15 protein-coding genes and 1 pseudogene are annotated in these 16228 nt (G+C 42.4%); 8 read left to right on the top strand and 8 right to left on the bottom strand.

What is annotated here, in order from left to right; translation table 11 throughout:
* Positions 1-7: 7 nt before the first annotated feature.
* The gene (locus tag B9Y67_RS09380) at positions 8-1165 is read right to left on the bottom strand and encodes an MFS transporter (protein WP_085506445.1); all 1158 of its coding nucleotides are present in this window, start codon (positions 1163-1165) and stop codon (positions 8-10) included.
* A gap of 370 nt (positions 1166-1535) precedes the next feature.
* Here B9Y67_RS09380 and B9Y67_RS09375 point away from each other — a divergent pair, with 370 nt between their 5' ends.
* Together B9Y67_RS09375 and B9Y67_RS09370 are read left to right on the top strand one after the other, a co-directional pair.
* Positions 1536-2294 (top strand): TrmB family transcriptional regulator, encoded by a 759-nt coding sequence (locus B9Y67_RS09375; protein ID WP_085506444.1) that lies wholly within the window; start codon positions 1536-1538, stop codon positions 2292-2294.
* Positions 2295-2532: 238 nt separating this feature from the next.
* The gene (locus B9Y67_RS09370) at positions 2533-2922 is read left to right on the top strand and encodes an HIT family protein (protein ID WP_085506443.1); all 390 of its coding nucleotides are present in this window, start codon (positions 2533-2535) and stop codon (positions 2920-2922) included.
* On the opposite strand, the gene B9Y67_RS09365 is transcribed toward B9Y67_RS09370, so the two are convergent.
* Positions 2919-3368, bottom strand: coding sequence for a hypothetical protein (locus B9Y67_RS09365; protein ID WP_085506442.1), 450 nt, complete (start codon positions 3366-3368; stop codon positions 2919-2921). The two genes, B9Y67_RS09370 and B9Y67_RS09365, sit on opposite strands and share 4 nt — an antisense overlap.
* Positions 3369-3517: 149 nt before the next feature.
* Here B9Y67_RS09365 and B9Y67_RS09360 point away from each other — a divergent pair, with 149 nt between their 5' ends.
* On the top strand, positions 3518-4351 hold the full coding sequence (locus B9Y67_RS09360; RefSeq protein WP_085506441.1) for an STAS domain-containing protein: 834 nt from the start codon (positions 3518-3520) through the stop codon (positions 4349-4351).
* 71 nt (positions 4352-4422) lie between these two features.
* Here the strand turns inward: B9Y67_RS09360 and B9Y67_RS09355 are convergent, their stop codons facing one another.
* Entirely contained in the window at positions 4423-5133 is a 711-nt protein-coding gene (locus B9Y67_RS09355) for a nucleotidyltransferase domain-containing protein (protein ID WP_085506440.1), read from the bottom strand.
* 255 nt (positions 5134-5388) lie between these two features.
* Here B9Y67_RS09355 and B9Y67_RS09350 point away from each other — a divergent pair, with 255 nt between their 5' ends.
* On the top strand, positions 5389-6408 hold the full coding sequence (locus B9Y67_RS09350; RefSeq protein WP_085506439.1) for an AimR family lysis-lysogeny pheromone receptor: 1020 nt from the start codon (positions 5389-5391) through the stop codon (positions 6406-6408).
* Between the two features lie 14 nt (positions 6409-6422).
* Positions 6423-6584, top strand: a complete 162-nt coding sequence (locus B9Y67_RS20655) for a hypothetical protein (protein ID WP_176223945.1) — start codon at positions 6423-6425, stop codon at positions 6582-6584.
* A gap of 74 nt (positions 6585-6658) precedes the next feature.
* Here B9Y67_RS20655 and B9Y67_RS09345 read toward each other — a convergent pair whose 3' ends face one another.
* Positions 6659-7831, bottom strand: coding sequence for a pyridoxal phosphate-dependent aminotransferase (locus B9Y67_RS09345; protein WP_085506438.1), 1173 nt, complete (start codon positions 7829-7831; stop codon positions 6659-6661).
* 230 nt (positions 7832-8061) lie between these two features.
* On the opposite strand from B9Y67_RS09345, the gene B9Y67_RS09340 reads away from it, so the two are divergent.
* The gene (locus B9Y67_RS09340) at positions 8062-9501 is read left to right on the top strand and encodes a PAS domain S-box protein (protein WP_085506437.1); all 1440 of its coding nucleotides are present in this window, start codon (positions 8062-8064) and stop codon (positions 9499-9501) included.
* Positions 9502-9527: 26 nt separating this feature from the next.
* On the opposite strand, the gene B9Y67_RS09335 is transcribed toward B9Y67_RS09340, so the two are convergent.
* Positions 9528-9707 (bottom strand): small acid-soluble spore protein H, encoded by a 180-nt coding sequence (locus B9Y67_RS09335; RefSeq protein WP_085506436.1) that lies wholly within the window; start codon positions 9705-9707, stop codon positions 9528-9530.
* 673 nt (positions 9708-10380) lie between these two features.
* Positions 10381-11657: pseudogene (locus B9Y67_RS09330) on the bottom strand (IS110 family transposase).
* Positions 11658-12096: 439 nt separating this feature from the next.
* Between B9Y67_RS09330 and hutP the strand changes: the two are divergent.
* Both hutP and hutH read left to right on the top strand, forming a co-directional pair.
* Entirely contained in the window at positions 12097-12534 is a 438-nt protein-coding gene (hutP, locus tag B9Y67_RS09325; protein WP_085506435.1) for a hut operon transcriptional regulator HutP, read from the top strand.
* A gap of 96 nt (positions 12535-12630) precedes the next feature.
* Positions 12631-14148, top strand: coding sequence for a histidine ammonia-lyase (gene hutH, locus B9Y67_RS09320; RefSeq protein ID WP_085506744.1), 1518 nt, complete (start codon positions 12631-12633; stop codon positions 14146-14148).
* 35 nt (positions 14149-14183) lie between these two features.
* Here the strand turns inward: hutH and B9Y67_RS09315 are convergent, their stop codons facing one another.
* Complete coding sequence (locus B9Y67_RS09315; protein WP_085506434.1) at positions 14184-14552, bottom strand: DUF779 domain-containing protein; 369 nt, start codon at positions 14550-14552, stop codon at positions 14184-14186.
* A gap of 33 nt (positions 14553-14585) precedes the next feature.
* Positions 14586-16106 carry an acetaldehyde dehydrogenase ExaC gene (gene exaC / locus B9Y67_RS09310; RefSeq protein ID WP_085506433.1) on the bottom strand — a complete coding sequence of 507 codons (1521 nt, stop codon included), beginning with the start codon at positions 16104-16106 and terminating at the stop codon, positions 14586-14588.
* Between the last annotated feature and the right edge of the window lie 122 nt (positions 16107-16228).

The raw sequence follows: 16228 nt of genomic DNA, 5'->3' as shown, positions 1-16228 counted from the left end.
ATTAGTTTTAATGAGACAGCAATGGCTTTGTCTGTTTGAGCATCGAAAATACAGCGGCTGCAAGAGCGATAATGATAAATAGTCCACCGATGGTTGCGTTGTAATCAACCGATGCCTGTTCAATGACAATACCGCCGATGAACGAACCAAACGCAATCCCAAAATGAAGGGCTGAATTATTCAGGCTTTGCTGGATATCTGATGTTTCCGGTGATGATTCTATCAAATAGCTTTGCATAGCAGGTGTGATGGCCCAGCTAAGCATGCTCCACACCACCATGACGATTAAAAAAATCGGCAGGGAGAAAGTAGTAAAAGGAATTACGAACATGGAGAAAGCAAAGATAACGATAATCCCGACAATCGTCGGTTTCGTTCCGAAGCGGTCCGACAGCATCCCGCCGACACCACCGCCAATTACGGCAGCCACTCCAAAAATAAGGTAGACAATGCTCACCCATGTGCCATTCAAGCCCATCGTCATTTTTAAGAATGGTGTCAAATAACCATACAATGCTAAATGTCCCGTCAAAAATAAGAAGGACGTCAACTGAGCGAAAAGAATTCTACGATTTTTTAACGTTGCCAGCTGCTGTTTAATAGGAATGGCTGGTTTCGGTTCAATCCTGCCCATGAAGAAGTGAACCCCAAGCATAGAAACGACCGTCAAAAGGGTGATCAGAGCAAATGGCGCTCTCCAGCCAAAAGCGTTACCAAGCATCAGCCCTATTGGTACTCCTAATACAAGAGAAGCACTGACGCCCATGAATACAATCCCGATAGCACGGGCGCGGTATTTTTCTTCCACAATATTAGAGGCAAGGGTGACACACAATACAACCAGTAAGGAGCCACTTGCCGCTGAAACAATCCGAGCCAGCAGCAAGACCAGGTAAGAAGGGCTGATAACCGCGATGATATTACCAAGCAGGAAAATAGATAACGCAATCAAAGTGAGACGCTTTCTCTCTACTTTCGCGGTTGCTGTCAAAAGAATCGGAGCTGCTATGGCATAGACAAGTGAAAAAATAGTGATAAGAAGACCAGCCTGGCCGAGACTTACTTTCAGGCTGTTTGCTACTAAATCTAAAATACCGCCAAGGATCAATTCGACCATACCGACGATAAAGGAAACGATGGTCAATAAATATACACGTTTATCCATAAATGATGACGTCCTTTCTGTTATGTTACCACTACAATAGTAACTATTAAAAAGGGTGAATGCAAGAGGGAATTACTGCGATTTTTCTAAGGGTTGAAGTATAGGAAGAGACTATGGATTTAGCCATAAGAATCGTGGGCGATAAGCCAGGCTTTTCTAATGAGGTAGGAAATTATAAAATTTGGAACGCGAAGAATTGGCTAGCTTCAGCGCCCAGTCACTCGCAACATAAGCACCCCGTCTTGCGGAAGGAAAGATCGCCTTCCTCCAGCCGTTTTACTTATGCGTGTCGTGTCTTTCAGGGCGCTTACGCTTTTCTTATGTGCTATGATGTAAGCAATAAATTGTTACAAGGAGCGCGTAAATTACCATGTTGCAAGAGTTCGGATTCACCCAATATGAAAGTAAAGTTTATCAGGCATTGATTGCATTCGATCAGCCGATGGACGCTACAACCATCGTCAAACAGTCGGGAGTACCGCGGGCAAAGGTATATGAAGTTCTTCATCGCTTAAGCGAAAAAGGAATGATTTTGGAAGCTACGACAGAGAAAAAAAGGGTTTATTCCGCCCTGCCGGTTGAAATGACAATAGAGAAATTAAAGGCTGACTTTGAAGCGAATATTGAAAGGTTAAAAGCGGCCAAAACGAGGCAGACGCCCAAAGATGATCGGGTTTGGACATTGAAAGAAGACCGATCTATCCAGGCATCTTTAAGAGAGATGATGAGGAAAGCAAACCAGTCTATTTTTATCTCCGGGTGGGAAGATGACATCCAGGCGAACCTGGATGTATTGGAAGAGAAAAATGAAGCCGGACTATTAGTTAACATCCATGTCATCGGTGAAATCAATACCAATATCCCTGGTGTATCTACATTGATTCCGGATACTCATCATGAAGCGTTAGAGCGTAGTAGAGTCTTGATTGTAGATGAAGAAGAAATGCTGTTTGCCGGGGTGGAGGATGAAAAGTGGCAGGCAATCCAAACCCAGTCTGGCCCATTAGTCAAATTCTTTACGGAATTCTTTTACCATGACGTGGCACTGACGGAAATCACCCAAAAGTATAAGGATACGATTATGAAGGATGAAGAAATTAAGGAAGTATTGTTGAAACTTAGATATTAAGAGGGAAAACTGAGTGGAGGTAAACAAAAAAAGGACCCTCCGAGGCGTTCAGAGGGTGTGGGAAAGTGAATATATAAAAGGGAGGTCACCCTTTCCACTATACATTAACGCATAAAAGTGAAAAAGTAAATCCACCAAAAGCACTCAGAAATATTCATTTTTTGGAAATGTTCTGTATATTCCTGTCGAAAACGATTGATTTTAATTTCAAAAAACATATAAAAAGAGGGTAAAGTAGATGAAAGAGTGTATGTTTTGTCATATTGTCGAAGATGGCAATCAGAGAATTGTCCTGGAAAATGACACTTGCTATTATATTCAGAAGAAAACAGAACAGCAGGTATTAGAAGGAAGTGGGCTGATCATCCCCAAAGCTCATCGTACTAATGTCTTTGAGCTCACTGAAGAAGAATGGAATGACACCAGGTCATTACTGCTGCAAGCTAAAGCTTTACTGGATGAGAAGTATTCCCCCGATGGGTACAGTACAGGGTGGAATACAGGTGAAGTTGGAGGGCAGTCTATCCCTCATGCTCATCTACACGTCATTCCCCGATTTGCTGATGAACCCTATGCTTATAAGGGAATCCGTTATTGGCTGAAGCAGCCGGAAAATAAGCGGGGTTAGAACCGGATGTGGTATTTTCGGAGAATATAAACATAGACGGATACGGTAATAAACCCACTGACATAGATGAGAAAAGTAAAAAAAATGTTCCAGCCATTGTAATAATGTACCTTTCCTGCAAGAACCATCATTCCCTCGAACAATGTAGTCACAGATGCATAGATAAAAATATGCCACAGAGTATGAATGGGGTATTTCTTTCTGGTAAATGCAAATAATGCAGTTATCATAGGGAAATACCCAAGGCTTGCCGGTATTGCTGATAAAGAAGGGTTTTTATGGGCCGGTTCCACTTCCCAGAACAAATCGAACCCCCAATCATTGGCTGTATAAGCGATGGTAACACCTAACGGATACATCAAGAGCACAAGTGCCGGGTTCCTTTTATACAAGAAAAAAAGTATGAATAAGGGGATAATAAGGCCAAACAGCAGGTTGATCCACATCAAGCTTACCTCCTTTTCCCTATTATGCCCTATAGAAATGGTTTTTATTTTTAATAAAAGGCTGAGTTTGATAAAATGGTACATACTAATAAAAACATTTAAAAAATACTAGTCATTTACTCTAATAAAAGATGAAGGGGGGATTCTCCATGGATTTAAAATATGAAGATGGGCAAGACATCAGGGATTTTATCGCTGCAAACGAAAAACAATTTGAAGTAAATTTATTGAATGAAGCAGTTAATGTACGAGATAAAATTGAAGAGATCCTTCTTACGGGTAATATTAACTTGCTAGAGAATGCTCACAAGCTAACCGTTCACGTTGTTGAACAAGAGGAGGAGGAAGTGGTTGCTTTCGCCAAGCAAGAGGGGGTAATTTGGGCAAAATATGCCATGACACTCTCTTTTAAATTGGAATGGGTTCAGGCGATTCGCCGTACGATTTGGAATTTTCTCTATGAGTATGAGAATCTGAGTGGGCAGCCGGTAAACAGAGAAGCTTTCTACCGATTAGAAGAAAAAATCAATGATCAGATTGATAAGTTTTTGAATTGGTTTTTTATCAGTTTTTCCGATTTTAAAGATCAACTTCTCGAGTCGCAAAAAAGTCTCGTCAAAAATTTATCTGTACCGATCATCCCGATTAAATCCAATGTCTGTATCCTTCCGTTGATTGGGGAGATAGATCGAGAACGGTACCAGGTTATTGAAGAAAAAGTCCTGATGGAAGTAGCCCGATTACATATTCAAACATTGATCATCGATCTTTCGGGAGTAGCTGATATGGAGAAAGAAGTCAGTCATTATCTGACAAAAATGCTGGATGGAATTGCTATGATGGGGTGTGAATCTGTCATAACCGGCATGAGCGCTGACATTGTTAAACATATGATTGAGGGTGAAATTGATTTTGGTGATAAGGCCGAAATCAAAGGAAATCTCCAGCAGGCATTGGAAGAATATCTAGTGAAGGATTCATAAAAAACAAAATGCCACACCTTACATGGTAAGGTGTGGCATTTTGTTTTTTGTAACCATCCAACCAGCTTATTTCAGAGATGTTCTTCTCTATGACCGGAGAACTTCTCTCCCCCGAATTCCTCTAATTGCTGTTGCACAAACCTTACTACATCCTCTTTTTGGTGGGTTTGTATAAAAATTTTATATAAATGTGTAATTTGCTCGGATAGTTCAGGGGAATAGTTGCGAAGTGCTCTTGCCTGCCATTTTCCCCACCCCAGCCAGTGAGTATTACCTCTCAACACCAGTTCAGTCAACTTGCTGGTCAGTTCATGCAGAATAAATATTTCTTCATCCACCCTTGTGGAACTAGTAAAGTCTGATAATAAGTCTGTAACAGCATATCGGGCTTCATCTATTTGTTGCTGGCTCCAGGGAGAGGGTCCTGCCTCATAGATCTCCCGGGCTTTTGCTTTGATTTTGTTTCCTTCTTTCTTATCTCCAGTTATCTGCACACCTTCCATACACATTTTGATTAATGTAGGTAGCCCTTTATATCTGCCGGCTTCAAAATGAATCGGAATGGAGGATGGGTGGTAAATAAAGGCTTCTATTCTCCATTCTTCGAACAGATGGCATTCCAAGGCAGAAGAAGGTTCCTCTTCATCAATGATAATTAAATCGATATCAGATTCCGACGTAATATTCCCATGGACGGTACTTCCTCCGATAAAAACAATAGCGGCGTGAGGAAAATGAGCTGTAATAAAACGATCAGCGATTGCCATTATTTTTTTATCCATTTTTCTATCCTCTCCTTTTCCTCCTACCAGGATATTCACCTGTTACATATTTGCTATTTGTATCCTTCTAGGATATTTGTCGGCCCTTCAATCCTATTAAATGGCACTTTAGAAGGAACCATTATATAATAGAGTTAATACTTCAAAGATTAAGGAAACTATTTTTGTATCTTTTAATCTTGTGGGTGATAGGTGATTGTAGTAGATGATGTCTGAGTTTTAACTAACAAACAAAACAGAGTAGAAGGTGTGAATGTGGAAGACTATCAAGTAATAGAACCCAGTCGAGTTGACCAGTGGAAGATGACTGTGCCTTCAAGCATTTATATTACCTACCATCACTTACTGAAAGATCATTCCCGGGAAAAAGCGACAGAAATGACCAGGAATTTTTGTATGCAAAATAAGCTGACTCAGAAAGAAACAGTGATTGCATTAGAATTCCTCTACATGAACGGCTATTTTGACGAAGTAAGAACTATTTTGGCAAAGGGTGAAGTAGAAAGCCCGTATAACTTTTTTTATACCTTGTTAAAAAACCGGAAATCGGGAAGTAAAATTAAATTGTCAGAAGCAAGGAAGCTAAGATCAATTAAGCAGGAAGATGCTGCTGCTGAGGCCTTACGCCTTTTTCTGCTGGTATATCATTATTATGATAGTAAAAAGTATGGCATCCTTGATAATTATGTTGATGATATTCATTTCGTCATGAATCAGATTAATAAACCTTTACTTAAATATTATTATCAGCTTCGGTTCGATGAATTAATGTTCCAGCATTATTGGAAAGTGAATATGGGGGTGGTAGCTAAGAAATATGCCTATCGAGTGATTAATGCAACCTTATCTCCTGAAAAAAAGTCCGGCATGTATCATCATCTTGCTTTAACAGACGTTTTTGATGATTACCAATCCTCCATGAATCATTTACAGACGTCCATCACTCTGGCAAAAAAATATGGACTGACAAATTCCCTATACGAATTGAAAGAGCAGTCACTGCCCTTTATTGCAGCTTTCCACCGTAAAACAGACGGAGTTACTACACGTGATTTAGTAGAAACTGCCCACCTTGCAATAGCTAGAGATCATAGGAAGCAGGCAGATGAGATATTATCTTCCCTGACATCTTTGACCCCGTTTCAGGAAACCTACTTAGGGGTGGCACGAAATGACCGGTTGTTACTGCATAAAGCCTATCAGCGTTTTAAAAATGAATACGGGGATCACTTTTTTGCCAGGCTGCCATTCTATTATTTGAAATATATCAAATGAAATGAGGTAGAGTGATGAAAAAGCTCGTAGTGGTTATTAGCCTGATATTCGTATTGTTTGGATCGCTGGAACAGTTGGACAATCCTGGTAAATTCATTGGGAACAATCTGCAGTTAAAACAGAAAGTCATGCAATCCTCTGATCCCGGTGACGGCGGGATGGGGAGCTGGAAATAAAATCAAGCAGCTTGAAGCAAGAATGCTACAAGCTGCTTGATATCATTTCGTACTCTTTTGATAATAAAGCCTGGTTAAAAGATATTTAGTTTATCAATCCGGTCCAGGGCTTCCAGAATTCGTTCTTTTTCCATCACTAAACCTGCCCGGACATATCCCTCTCCATGTTCACCGAAACCAATACCCGGTGCCACCAATACTTTTGCCTCTTCCAATAGCATATCGGCAAAGGAAGCTGATGTGTAGCCGGCAGGAACTTTTAGCCACGCAAAGAATGACCCTTCAGGAGCGTCAATATTCCATCCGATATTATGTGCTCCTTCCACCAGGGCATTCCGACGTTCTTCATAAAGCTCCACCAGCTCATCCACCCCTTTTTGGGAGGCTGTCAGTGCTTCGGCTGCAGCATCCTGGACGGCGCCGAATACACTGCAGTACAAGTGGTCCTGGATGATATTAATTGCTTCTATCACAGATGGGTTTCCTACTGCAAAAGCGATCCGCCATCCAGCCATATTATAGGTTTTCGACATGGTATAAATTTCGATTCCGATATCCTTGGCCCCTGGGCGTTCTAAGTAACTTGTCGGTTTGTTGCCATCGAAACCAATCGCACCATATGCAAAATCATGAACCACACATAAATCGTGTTTTTCAGCGAATGCAATCGTTTCATCAAAAAATTCAGGTGAAGCCATTGCGCCAGTAGGATTGTTAGGATAATTCAACAGCAGCATTTTCGAGGATTCTCTTACTTTCTCTGGTATATCATCGTAAATTGGTAGAAAATTGTTTTTAGCTGTCAAAGGCATTTTATACATCGGAACGTTTGCCATGGCAGGTCCTGACCAGTAGTCGGGATAACCAGGATCGGGCACAAGCATTGTTTCACCGGGATTCATGAGACACAAGGGAAGTTCGACAAGCCCGGCTTTCGCTCCGAAAAGTACAGCAACCTCGGTGTCTGGATCGATATCCACCCCATATTCACGCTGGTAAAATTCAGCTACCGCGTTCAGCAGGTTTTTCTTACCACGGAACGGTGGATACTTATGGTTCTCCACTTGCTGTGAAGCTTCCTCTAACCGCTTAATTACATGAGGTGGAGTTGGTTTATCCGGACTTCCTTGTCCCAGGTTGATGACATCGTGTCCTTCAGCAACTGCATTTTCCATTTTGTCAGCTAATACGGCGAAGAATTGCTCTGGCAATTGCTTTAACATATCAGATTTCGGGAATGTTTTCATATATGAGCCACCCTTTTACACAAATTTTCTCAAACTTCTTTCAATTTAATGCTTAACATGGTATAACGAAAATTAATTTTTGTAAAGGACTGTCCATACGGCTTCTTACGGTAAACGCCGTTCATCTTTTGTCGAAATGTGTGAGAGTTTTTTACTGATATTACAGGAATTTCATACTAAATCGTTTATAATAGGGATAACAAAACTAATTAATAAGGGGTTTCTTCTTAATGCTGGATAACATAGAAACACAAGGAGCCTTTATGAATGCTTTTAAGCATGCGTTCATTGGAATGGCTATTGTAGATGTGGATGGAAACTTTATTATGGTCAATCGTTCGTTTTGCCGCATACTGGAATTTGAACAAGAAGAATTATTGCAAAAAAACGTAATAGAAGTGACACCACCCCAGGATTACAATCTAGTATCCTGCCAGCTGCAACGGCTTTTTAATGGAGAAACGGATGCTTTTGAAATTGAAAAACGCTGCTATAAAAAAGGCGGAGGAATCATGTGGGGGCGACTGAGTGTTTCTGTTTACCAGGATGAAAAAGATAGGTACCTCATCATTCAACTTCAGGATATTACAGAACGGAAGCTCCAGGAAGAAGAACTCCTGGAGCGAGAGAGAGAATATCGTAAGCTCGTAGAAGAAGCACCCGATGCTATGGTAATTCATGATGCAGAAAAATTCTTATTTATCAACCAGGCTGGTGCCGAGGCATTACAATCCTCTCCACAGGAATTGGTTGGACAACCATTGACAAAAATCATCCGTCAGGAAGAATGGCCAGGTTTTCATGAGCGAGTGGCAGAGGCACTCGAGATTGGCAGGGCGGAAGGTGTAGTCGAACTGACGGTAGTCCTGCCTGACGGGAAGCTTATGGATATTTTAAGCACAGGATCTGTTATCAATTATCAGGGGAAAAAAGCGATCCAGGCTGTATTTCGGAACAATACAGCGCAAAAAGAGTTTGAAACGAAGAGCAATTATCTCCTGCAGCAGTATGAAAAGATGAATCTGGTCAGTGAGTTTGCCGCCAGTGTAGCACACGAAATTAAAAACCCCCTCACCATTTTGAAGGGTTTCATCCAATTGATTGAAATCAGCAAACAAAATAAAGCATACACCCAATATGAAAACCTCATTTTTTCTGAAATCGATCGCATTCATCTCATGGTCAATGAATTCCTTACCTTAGCCAAACCATCAGAAGAAGATATGAAACTAACCGATCTTCACGCAGCTTTACAACAATCCATTCGATTACTAAACGCACATGCCACAGCCCATAACGTAACCATCCATTTAGAAAAGATTCCACCAATCCCGTTGCTCCATGCAATCGAAAATAAAATGAAACAAGCATTCATTAATATTATTAAAAATGCTATTGAAGCAATGCAGGGTGGAGGCAATCTCCATATTGCAATCAGCAAATGGGATGGTAATATAATCATCCGATTTGCTGATGAAGGCTGCGGCATGACAGAGGAAGAATTACGTAAGGTTACCACCCCATTTTTCACTACAAAAACTGATGGAACCGGTCTTGGAATGATGATTACAAATAACATCATTAAAAGTCATGATGGAGAGATGGAAGTGGAAAGCCAAGTCGGTGAAGGCACAAAAGTTTCGCTCATCATTCCTGTTTCAAGACAATAAAAAAGTGCTGGATATCCAGCACTTTTTTAATTTTCTTCTAAACCACGTAAAGCTACTTCCATTTCTTCCTGTGGGTTGTCTAACGGATAGATTCTGGCCGTTTCATTTTTTTCGTCCACATGCTGGATGTAAATAGGGGTTCCATTGTATGTCACGTTGATCATGTTCGGAGCTTCTGTAATTTCCTTGGCTCGATGTGCCTGCATTTTGCCACCTCCATATATTCTCTTATTAGTTTGCAGAACAACTTATATTTTATACAAAAGCCTGTAAGAGCTCCCAATTGCTGAAGACTCAGTTTCGAGATAGTTGGCTCCGTTACCATAAGAGGAAAGGGAAGGGCAGTTTTGTAATAAACGGATCCTTCAAAAAGTGTATAATCCTTAATCTATACGTATTTATAAAGAATTTACAGAGAACCAAGTCTTTTTTCTATCATCACGTGTAACATCATGGGGATGTTTCTACAAGTGTGATTTCAAGAACTTCCTATGGCAAGGTCCGGTGGGGAACGGCGAGACTCCCTCCGGAAATGTTGATACACCAAGGGTTAAAGATCGTTTTAACACTTTTAAATTTTTTTTATACTCCATTTGTTAAACAAGTTATTCCTTTTCTTCAATATTAAGGAAAACAAAGGGACGCGTTGCGTTTCCTAACTGTATTAGGCGATCTTTTTTGTATGAATCGATGCACCTTGGATCCCTGCTTTCTTATGAGGACTTACCCTCCCATGTCTCTTGGCGTCGTGCGCCTACATTCCTTCGTTTGGTCTCATCATAAGGCAGAGGCCGGCTTTATTCTCCCGCATAGACTCGTAGTCTGTTGTCTCGCTTTGCGCCAGCTTCTCCGTGTCATCTTATGGGTCAGAAATATAGGTTACGCTGCCTGTTGAAGACAGTGGAGGTCCTGTTTCATTCGGTCCTCATTGAAGTGAACCTGGCGGTTCGATAAACCAAAAAAGATCTTTAACAGTTTTCCGCACAACACGACCATTGCTTCCTTCTTTTTCAAAGGATTAACGGGACGAGTAATGTAGTACTGGTACAATTCTTTAAACGCACGATTATTTTGAATCAAAGGCAATATGGCGCGAAAAAGAAGGTTTCTGAGCCGTTTTCGTCCCCGTTTGGAAATTTCTTTTGACCTTTATGGTAACCGGAAGAGTTCTCGCGCAGTGTTAATCCCGCTAATTTAATGAGTTGGCGTGAATGTGTGTACTGCTTAAGTGAACCCGTTTCCGCAATCAAATCAATGATCGTATGCTTTCCAATGCCGGGAATCGATATCAGGTATTCGTATTCATCCAGCTGGGTGACTAAATCTTCTAAGTGATGATTGAGTTCTGTCAGTTGACGTTCGATTAGAAGAAACTGATCGACAAGTGCGGCGATTTCAAAGCGTGCCACCTCTTTGCCTGTCGAAATACCAATGGAGTTTTCAGCTGCCCGTTTCATCTCTCGAATCTTACTTTTCGAAGGAGAGGATATACCCGCTTTTTCTTTATACATCAGTGCCAGTTCCTCTACCTCCTGGTTTAGTAGATCCTCAGGAAAAGGCGTGTATTTCAAAATGGCGCAAGCCAATTGACCAAACCCTTTGATGACGGTTTTAAATTCAGGAAAGTACTGGTCGATCAACCCCGTCATTTGGTTTTTCAACATCGCTTGTTTGTCTTTCAGTTTCCACCGCGTTATGGAGCCGTTTTTCAGTTCAGCTTCTATACCTTCTGGAATTCTGGGATAGCTGAAATTACCACCAATCATGAGTTTCGCAATCAATCTTGCGTCCTTTTTATCGTTTTTTGTTTGAAGATTATCATCAAACTCTTTCGATTGTTTCACATGCGCAGGATTGACGACCACAAAAGAGATGTCCTCTTCAAGGAGGAAAGCAGCCAGGTTCATCCAGTAATGACCTGTGGGTTCAAACCCGATGATAACCTCACTTTTTCCATGTTGGTGCAGCCATTCCTTTATCTGTTTGTGAAACCCTTCGAAGCCAGCCCTACTCTGAGTAAATCCAACGGGACGTTGGAGTTCCCGTCCGCGATCATCGACCGCGCATGCATAATGGGTTTTTTTAGCGATATCGATACCGATCACTAAGGATTCTCCAGAGATTTGATTTATTTTAGCATTCCTATTAGAATTCAAGGGGAAGTCCTCCTTTTGATGTTTGTATTTGGGTACAAATGCATCATAACGGAGGGCTTTTTTTCATTCAAGGATCCTTCTACTGAATCCCACAGGAATCTCCTGCGGGATGAGCATGACAGGTGAGGCCCCGCAGAGCGCCAGCTCGAGGAGGCTCAGCGCATGTCCGCGGAAAGGGATTCGTTCCCCACCGGACCGTTATGCAGGCAGACATCTCGAAATCAAGTCTTCGACTTTTAGGTTCTATAATTGAATAAATACTCTTATGAGCAATCAATCACAATGTTAACAGAGCCTATACAAAAGATTTTATTGTTTTATTTGTTTAGTGTGCTAACTTACTAAAATTTCCATTAACGCATTGACAGACAATTATGAAAGCGATTACAATTAAACTAGATACTAGTGACTAGTTAAGCTTATGAAGTTGGTGGTTGTAATGAGTCAACGAGTGAAAATCGGAAAATTAGCTGTCTTGCTTGCTTCTTTGGAGGAGGAGGAACTTACACCTTTCCAAGGTCAGCTGGAGGGCGTGAAATTTTGCATTGGCCGGGCTGGTTCCATGAACATGCAAAAGGTAATAGCAGCTGTAGAGACGGCTGCAAAACGCCAGGACATCATTTCTGAAGAAGTATACCGCGAGACCCACTCCCTGTACCATGCCATCCTGGAAGCGTTGGAAGGGGTGACCAGGGGGCAGATAGCCATCGGGGATATGATGCGGACCGTTGGTCTGAAATTCGCTGTTGTAAGAGGGGAACCCTATGACCGAAATGGAGAAGGGGAATGGCTGGCGGTAGCTTTTTACGGAACAATCGGAGCACCGGTAAAGGGCCTTGAGCATGAAACGATGGGATTAGGAATCAATCATATATAAAAAATGTTGCCTAAAGTATTTAGATAATAGGAGGCGACAATGGCTTTTTCACATGCCATTGTCGTCTCTTTTTATATCAGTAGAGGAGTGATGGGCATGATTGAACTAAATGGTAAATCGATGACAATCAAGGATATAAAAAGAATTTGTATCGATGGCGAAGAAATCAGTATCTCAGAAGAAAGTTTGAAAGCAGTACGTAAAGGGAGAAAGGCTGTAGAGAAAATTGTTTCGGAACACCGGACTGTTTATGGTATTAATACCGGATTCGGAAAATTCAGTGACGTATCCATTGAAGAAGAAGATGTTAATGACCTGCAATTACATTTGATCCGCTCCCATGCCTGCGGGATTGGAGAGCCATTTCCTGAAGTAGTATCACGTGCCATGGTATTGTTACGGTTGAATGCACTTTTAAAAGGATTTTCCGGGGTAAGAGAAGCTGTCGTTAATCGCTTGTGTCTGTTCGTTAATGAACATATTCATCCCATCATTCCCAGCCAGGGATCACTTGGGGCTTCCGGGGATTTAGCACCGCTTTCCCACCTGGCTTTAGCTTTGATAGGAGAAGGACGTGTACATTTTAAGGGGACAGAGATGCCTGCTGCTGCCGCACTCGACATTCTTGGTATCAAGCCGATGAAATTAAAAGCGAAGGAAGGTCTGGCGTTAATCAATGGTACTCAGGCTATGACTGCCATGGGAGTAATCAATATGATTGAAGCAGAACGACTGGCCCGGCAAAGCGAATGGATAGCAGCTATGACGATGGAAGGGCTGAATGGAATCATCGATGCCTTTCACCCTGCGATCCATGAGGCGAGAGGTTTCACGGAACAGATGGATGTAGCAGAAAGGATGAGGTGCTTGCTGGTTGACAGCGGTCTTACCACACGCCAGGGGGAAAAGCGTGTCCAGGACGCATACTCGATCCGTTGCATTCCTCAAGTGCATGGTGCCTCCTGGCAAAGCTTAGCTTATGTACATGACAAACTGGAAATCGAAGCGAATGCAGCTACAGACAATCCGTTGATTCTTGAAGATGGTGAGCTAATCGTTTCAGGAGGGAATTTTCATGGTCAGCCAATAGCTCTTGCGATGGACTTTATGAAAGTGGCTGTAGCAGAACTCGCCAATATTTCAGAACGTCGGATAGAAAGGCTGGTCAACCCGCAGTTAAGTGACCTGCCAGCATTTTTGAGCCCGAAACCTGGATTACAGTCAGGAGCCATGATCATGCAATATGCTGCCGCTTCACTCGTTTCAGAAAATAAGACGCTTGCTCATCCGGCGAGTGTTGACTCGATTCCTTCTTCAGCCAATCAGGAAGACCATGTCAGCATGGGGACGATTGCATCCCGACACGCCTATCAGATTATCACAAACCTTCGCAGGGTGTTAGCCGTCGAATTGATTTGCGCCATGCAGGCTGTCGAGTATCGTGGAGTCGAAAACATGGCCTCCGCAACAAGAGAACTTTACCAGAAAGTGAGAAGTTTCATCCCTTCAATTAAGGAAGATCGTGTTTTTTCGGAAGATATCGAACGTCTTGCAGTTTGGTTAAAAGAAGGCGATTTTTCCTGGGAGACTATATCTGTGTCGGTCACCAATTAAAAACAAGCCCGCTGAAAGTCAGCGGGCCTGTTTTTCTATAGTGCTCCTTCGGATTTGAGCTCTTTGTATTCTTCATCTGTAAAAGCGCGGGAGCGGCTAAGGAACCTTTTACCCTCGACACCTTCCAGGGAAAACATGCCGCCACGTCCATCGACGACGTCGATGATCAGCTGCGTATGTTTCCAATATTCATACTGCTGTTTGTTGATATAAAATGGCGTGTTGCCGATTTTACCCAGCAGTACATCCTGACTTCCAATAATCAAGTCTCCCTCCGGATAGCACATCGGGGAGCTGCCGTCACAGCAGCCGCCTGATTGGTGAAACATGAGGGGACCGTGTTTTTCCTTCAATTTTTCGATCAGCTGGAGAGCGGAATCTGTTGCAGTTACGCGCTCAACCATCGTAGTCACGCTCCTTTTCAAACTTGCCTGATTTTAGAAAAATCCAAGTTTCTGCGGGCTATAGCTGACCAGCAAGTTCTTTGTTTGTTGATAATGAGACAGCATCATCTTATGGTTTTCGCGTCCGACACCAGACATCTTGTAACCGCCGAATGCTGCATGTGCTGGATAGGCGTGGTAGCAGTTTGTCCACACGCGTCCAGCCTCGATACCACGGCCGAAACGGTAGGCAGTATTGATATCTCTGGACCATACGCCTGCTCCCAGACCATAAAGTGTATCGTTGGCAATCTCCATCGCTTCCTCATGGTCTTTGAACGTAGTAACTGAAAGGACCGGTCCGAAAATTTCCTCCTGGAAAACCCGCATTTTATTATTTCCTTTAAATACGGTCGGCTGGATGTAATACCCCTCAGACAGATCTCCTTCAAGTTTATTACGCTCACCTCCAATCAGGCATTCAGCACCTTCTTCTTTACCAATTTGAAGATAAGATTGAATTTTTTCCATTTGTTCGGATGAAGCCTGGGCTCCCATTGCCACTTCCGGGTCCAGCGGGTTGCCGATTTTGATTTGCTTGACGCGTTCGAGCGCCCGCTCCATAAACTCATCATAGATGGATTCCTGAATCAAGGCACGGGAAGGGCAGGTACAGACTTCTCCCTGGTTAAGAGCGAACATGACCAGACCTTCAATTGCTTTATCAAAGAAATCATCATCTTTTTGCATAATATCCTCGAAGAAAATGTTCGGTGATTTTCCTCCAAGTTCAAGCGTAACAGGAATGATGTTTTGCGACGCATATTGCATAATCATACGTCCTGTAGTCGTTTCTCCTGTAAATGCTACTTTATTGATTCGTGGATTGGAGGCGAGTGGCTTGCCAGCTTCCAGACCAAAACCGTTTACGATATTGACAACACCAGGCGGAAGCAGGTCTTCAATCATTTCAAAGAAATAAAGGATAGACACTGGCGTTTGCTCTGCCGGTTTAAGGACAACGGCATTCCCGGCTGCCAGAGCAGGGGCAAGCTTCCACGTTGCCATCAGTAATGGGAAGTTCCAAGGGATAATTTGCCCGACAACTCCAAGAGGCTCGTTGAAATGATAAGCAACGGTGTCTCCATCAATTTCACCAATTGTGCCTTCCTGAGAACGAATGACAGAAGCAAAATAACGGAAATGATCCACGGCAAGGGGAATATCGGCATTCAAGGTTTCACGTACCGCTTTACCATTTTCCCATGTTTCCGCTACCGCAAGCTTTTCAAGGTTTTCTTCCATGCGATCCGCAATGCGGTTCAAAATAAGGGAGCGCTCGGTTACAGAGGTCTTACCCCAGGACTTCTTGGCTTCATGAGCGGCATCTAGTGCAAGCTCTACATCTTCTTCCGTAGATCTCGCTACTTCGCAGAATGATTTGCCGGTCACCGGTGTGACATTTTCGAAGTATTGCCCCTTAACCGGAGGCGTCCATTTTCCACCTATGTAGTTATCATACTTCTTTTTAAATTCAACTATGGATCCGTCTGTGTTCGGAAATGCATAAACCATTTTGATTCCTCCATTTCACTTTTCTATATTTGCAACCGCTTACAAAATAAAACACTAGTTTTATCACTTAGTGTAAAACGAGATTACCATTTTATCAGAATATTGTCAATTGTTTGTATTGG

The organism is Thalassobacillus devorans (assembly GCF_900176565.1).
Taxonomy (GTDB): Bacteria; Bacillota; Bacilli; order Bacillales; family Halobacillaceae; genus Thalassobacillus; species Thalassobacillus devorans_A.
This window is presented reverse-complemented; position numbering and strand designations above follow the sequence as displayed.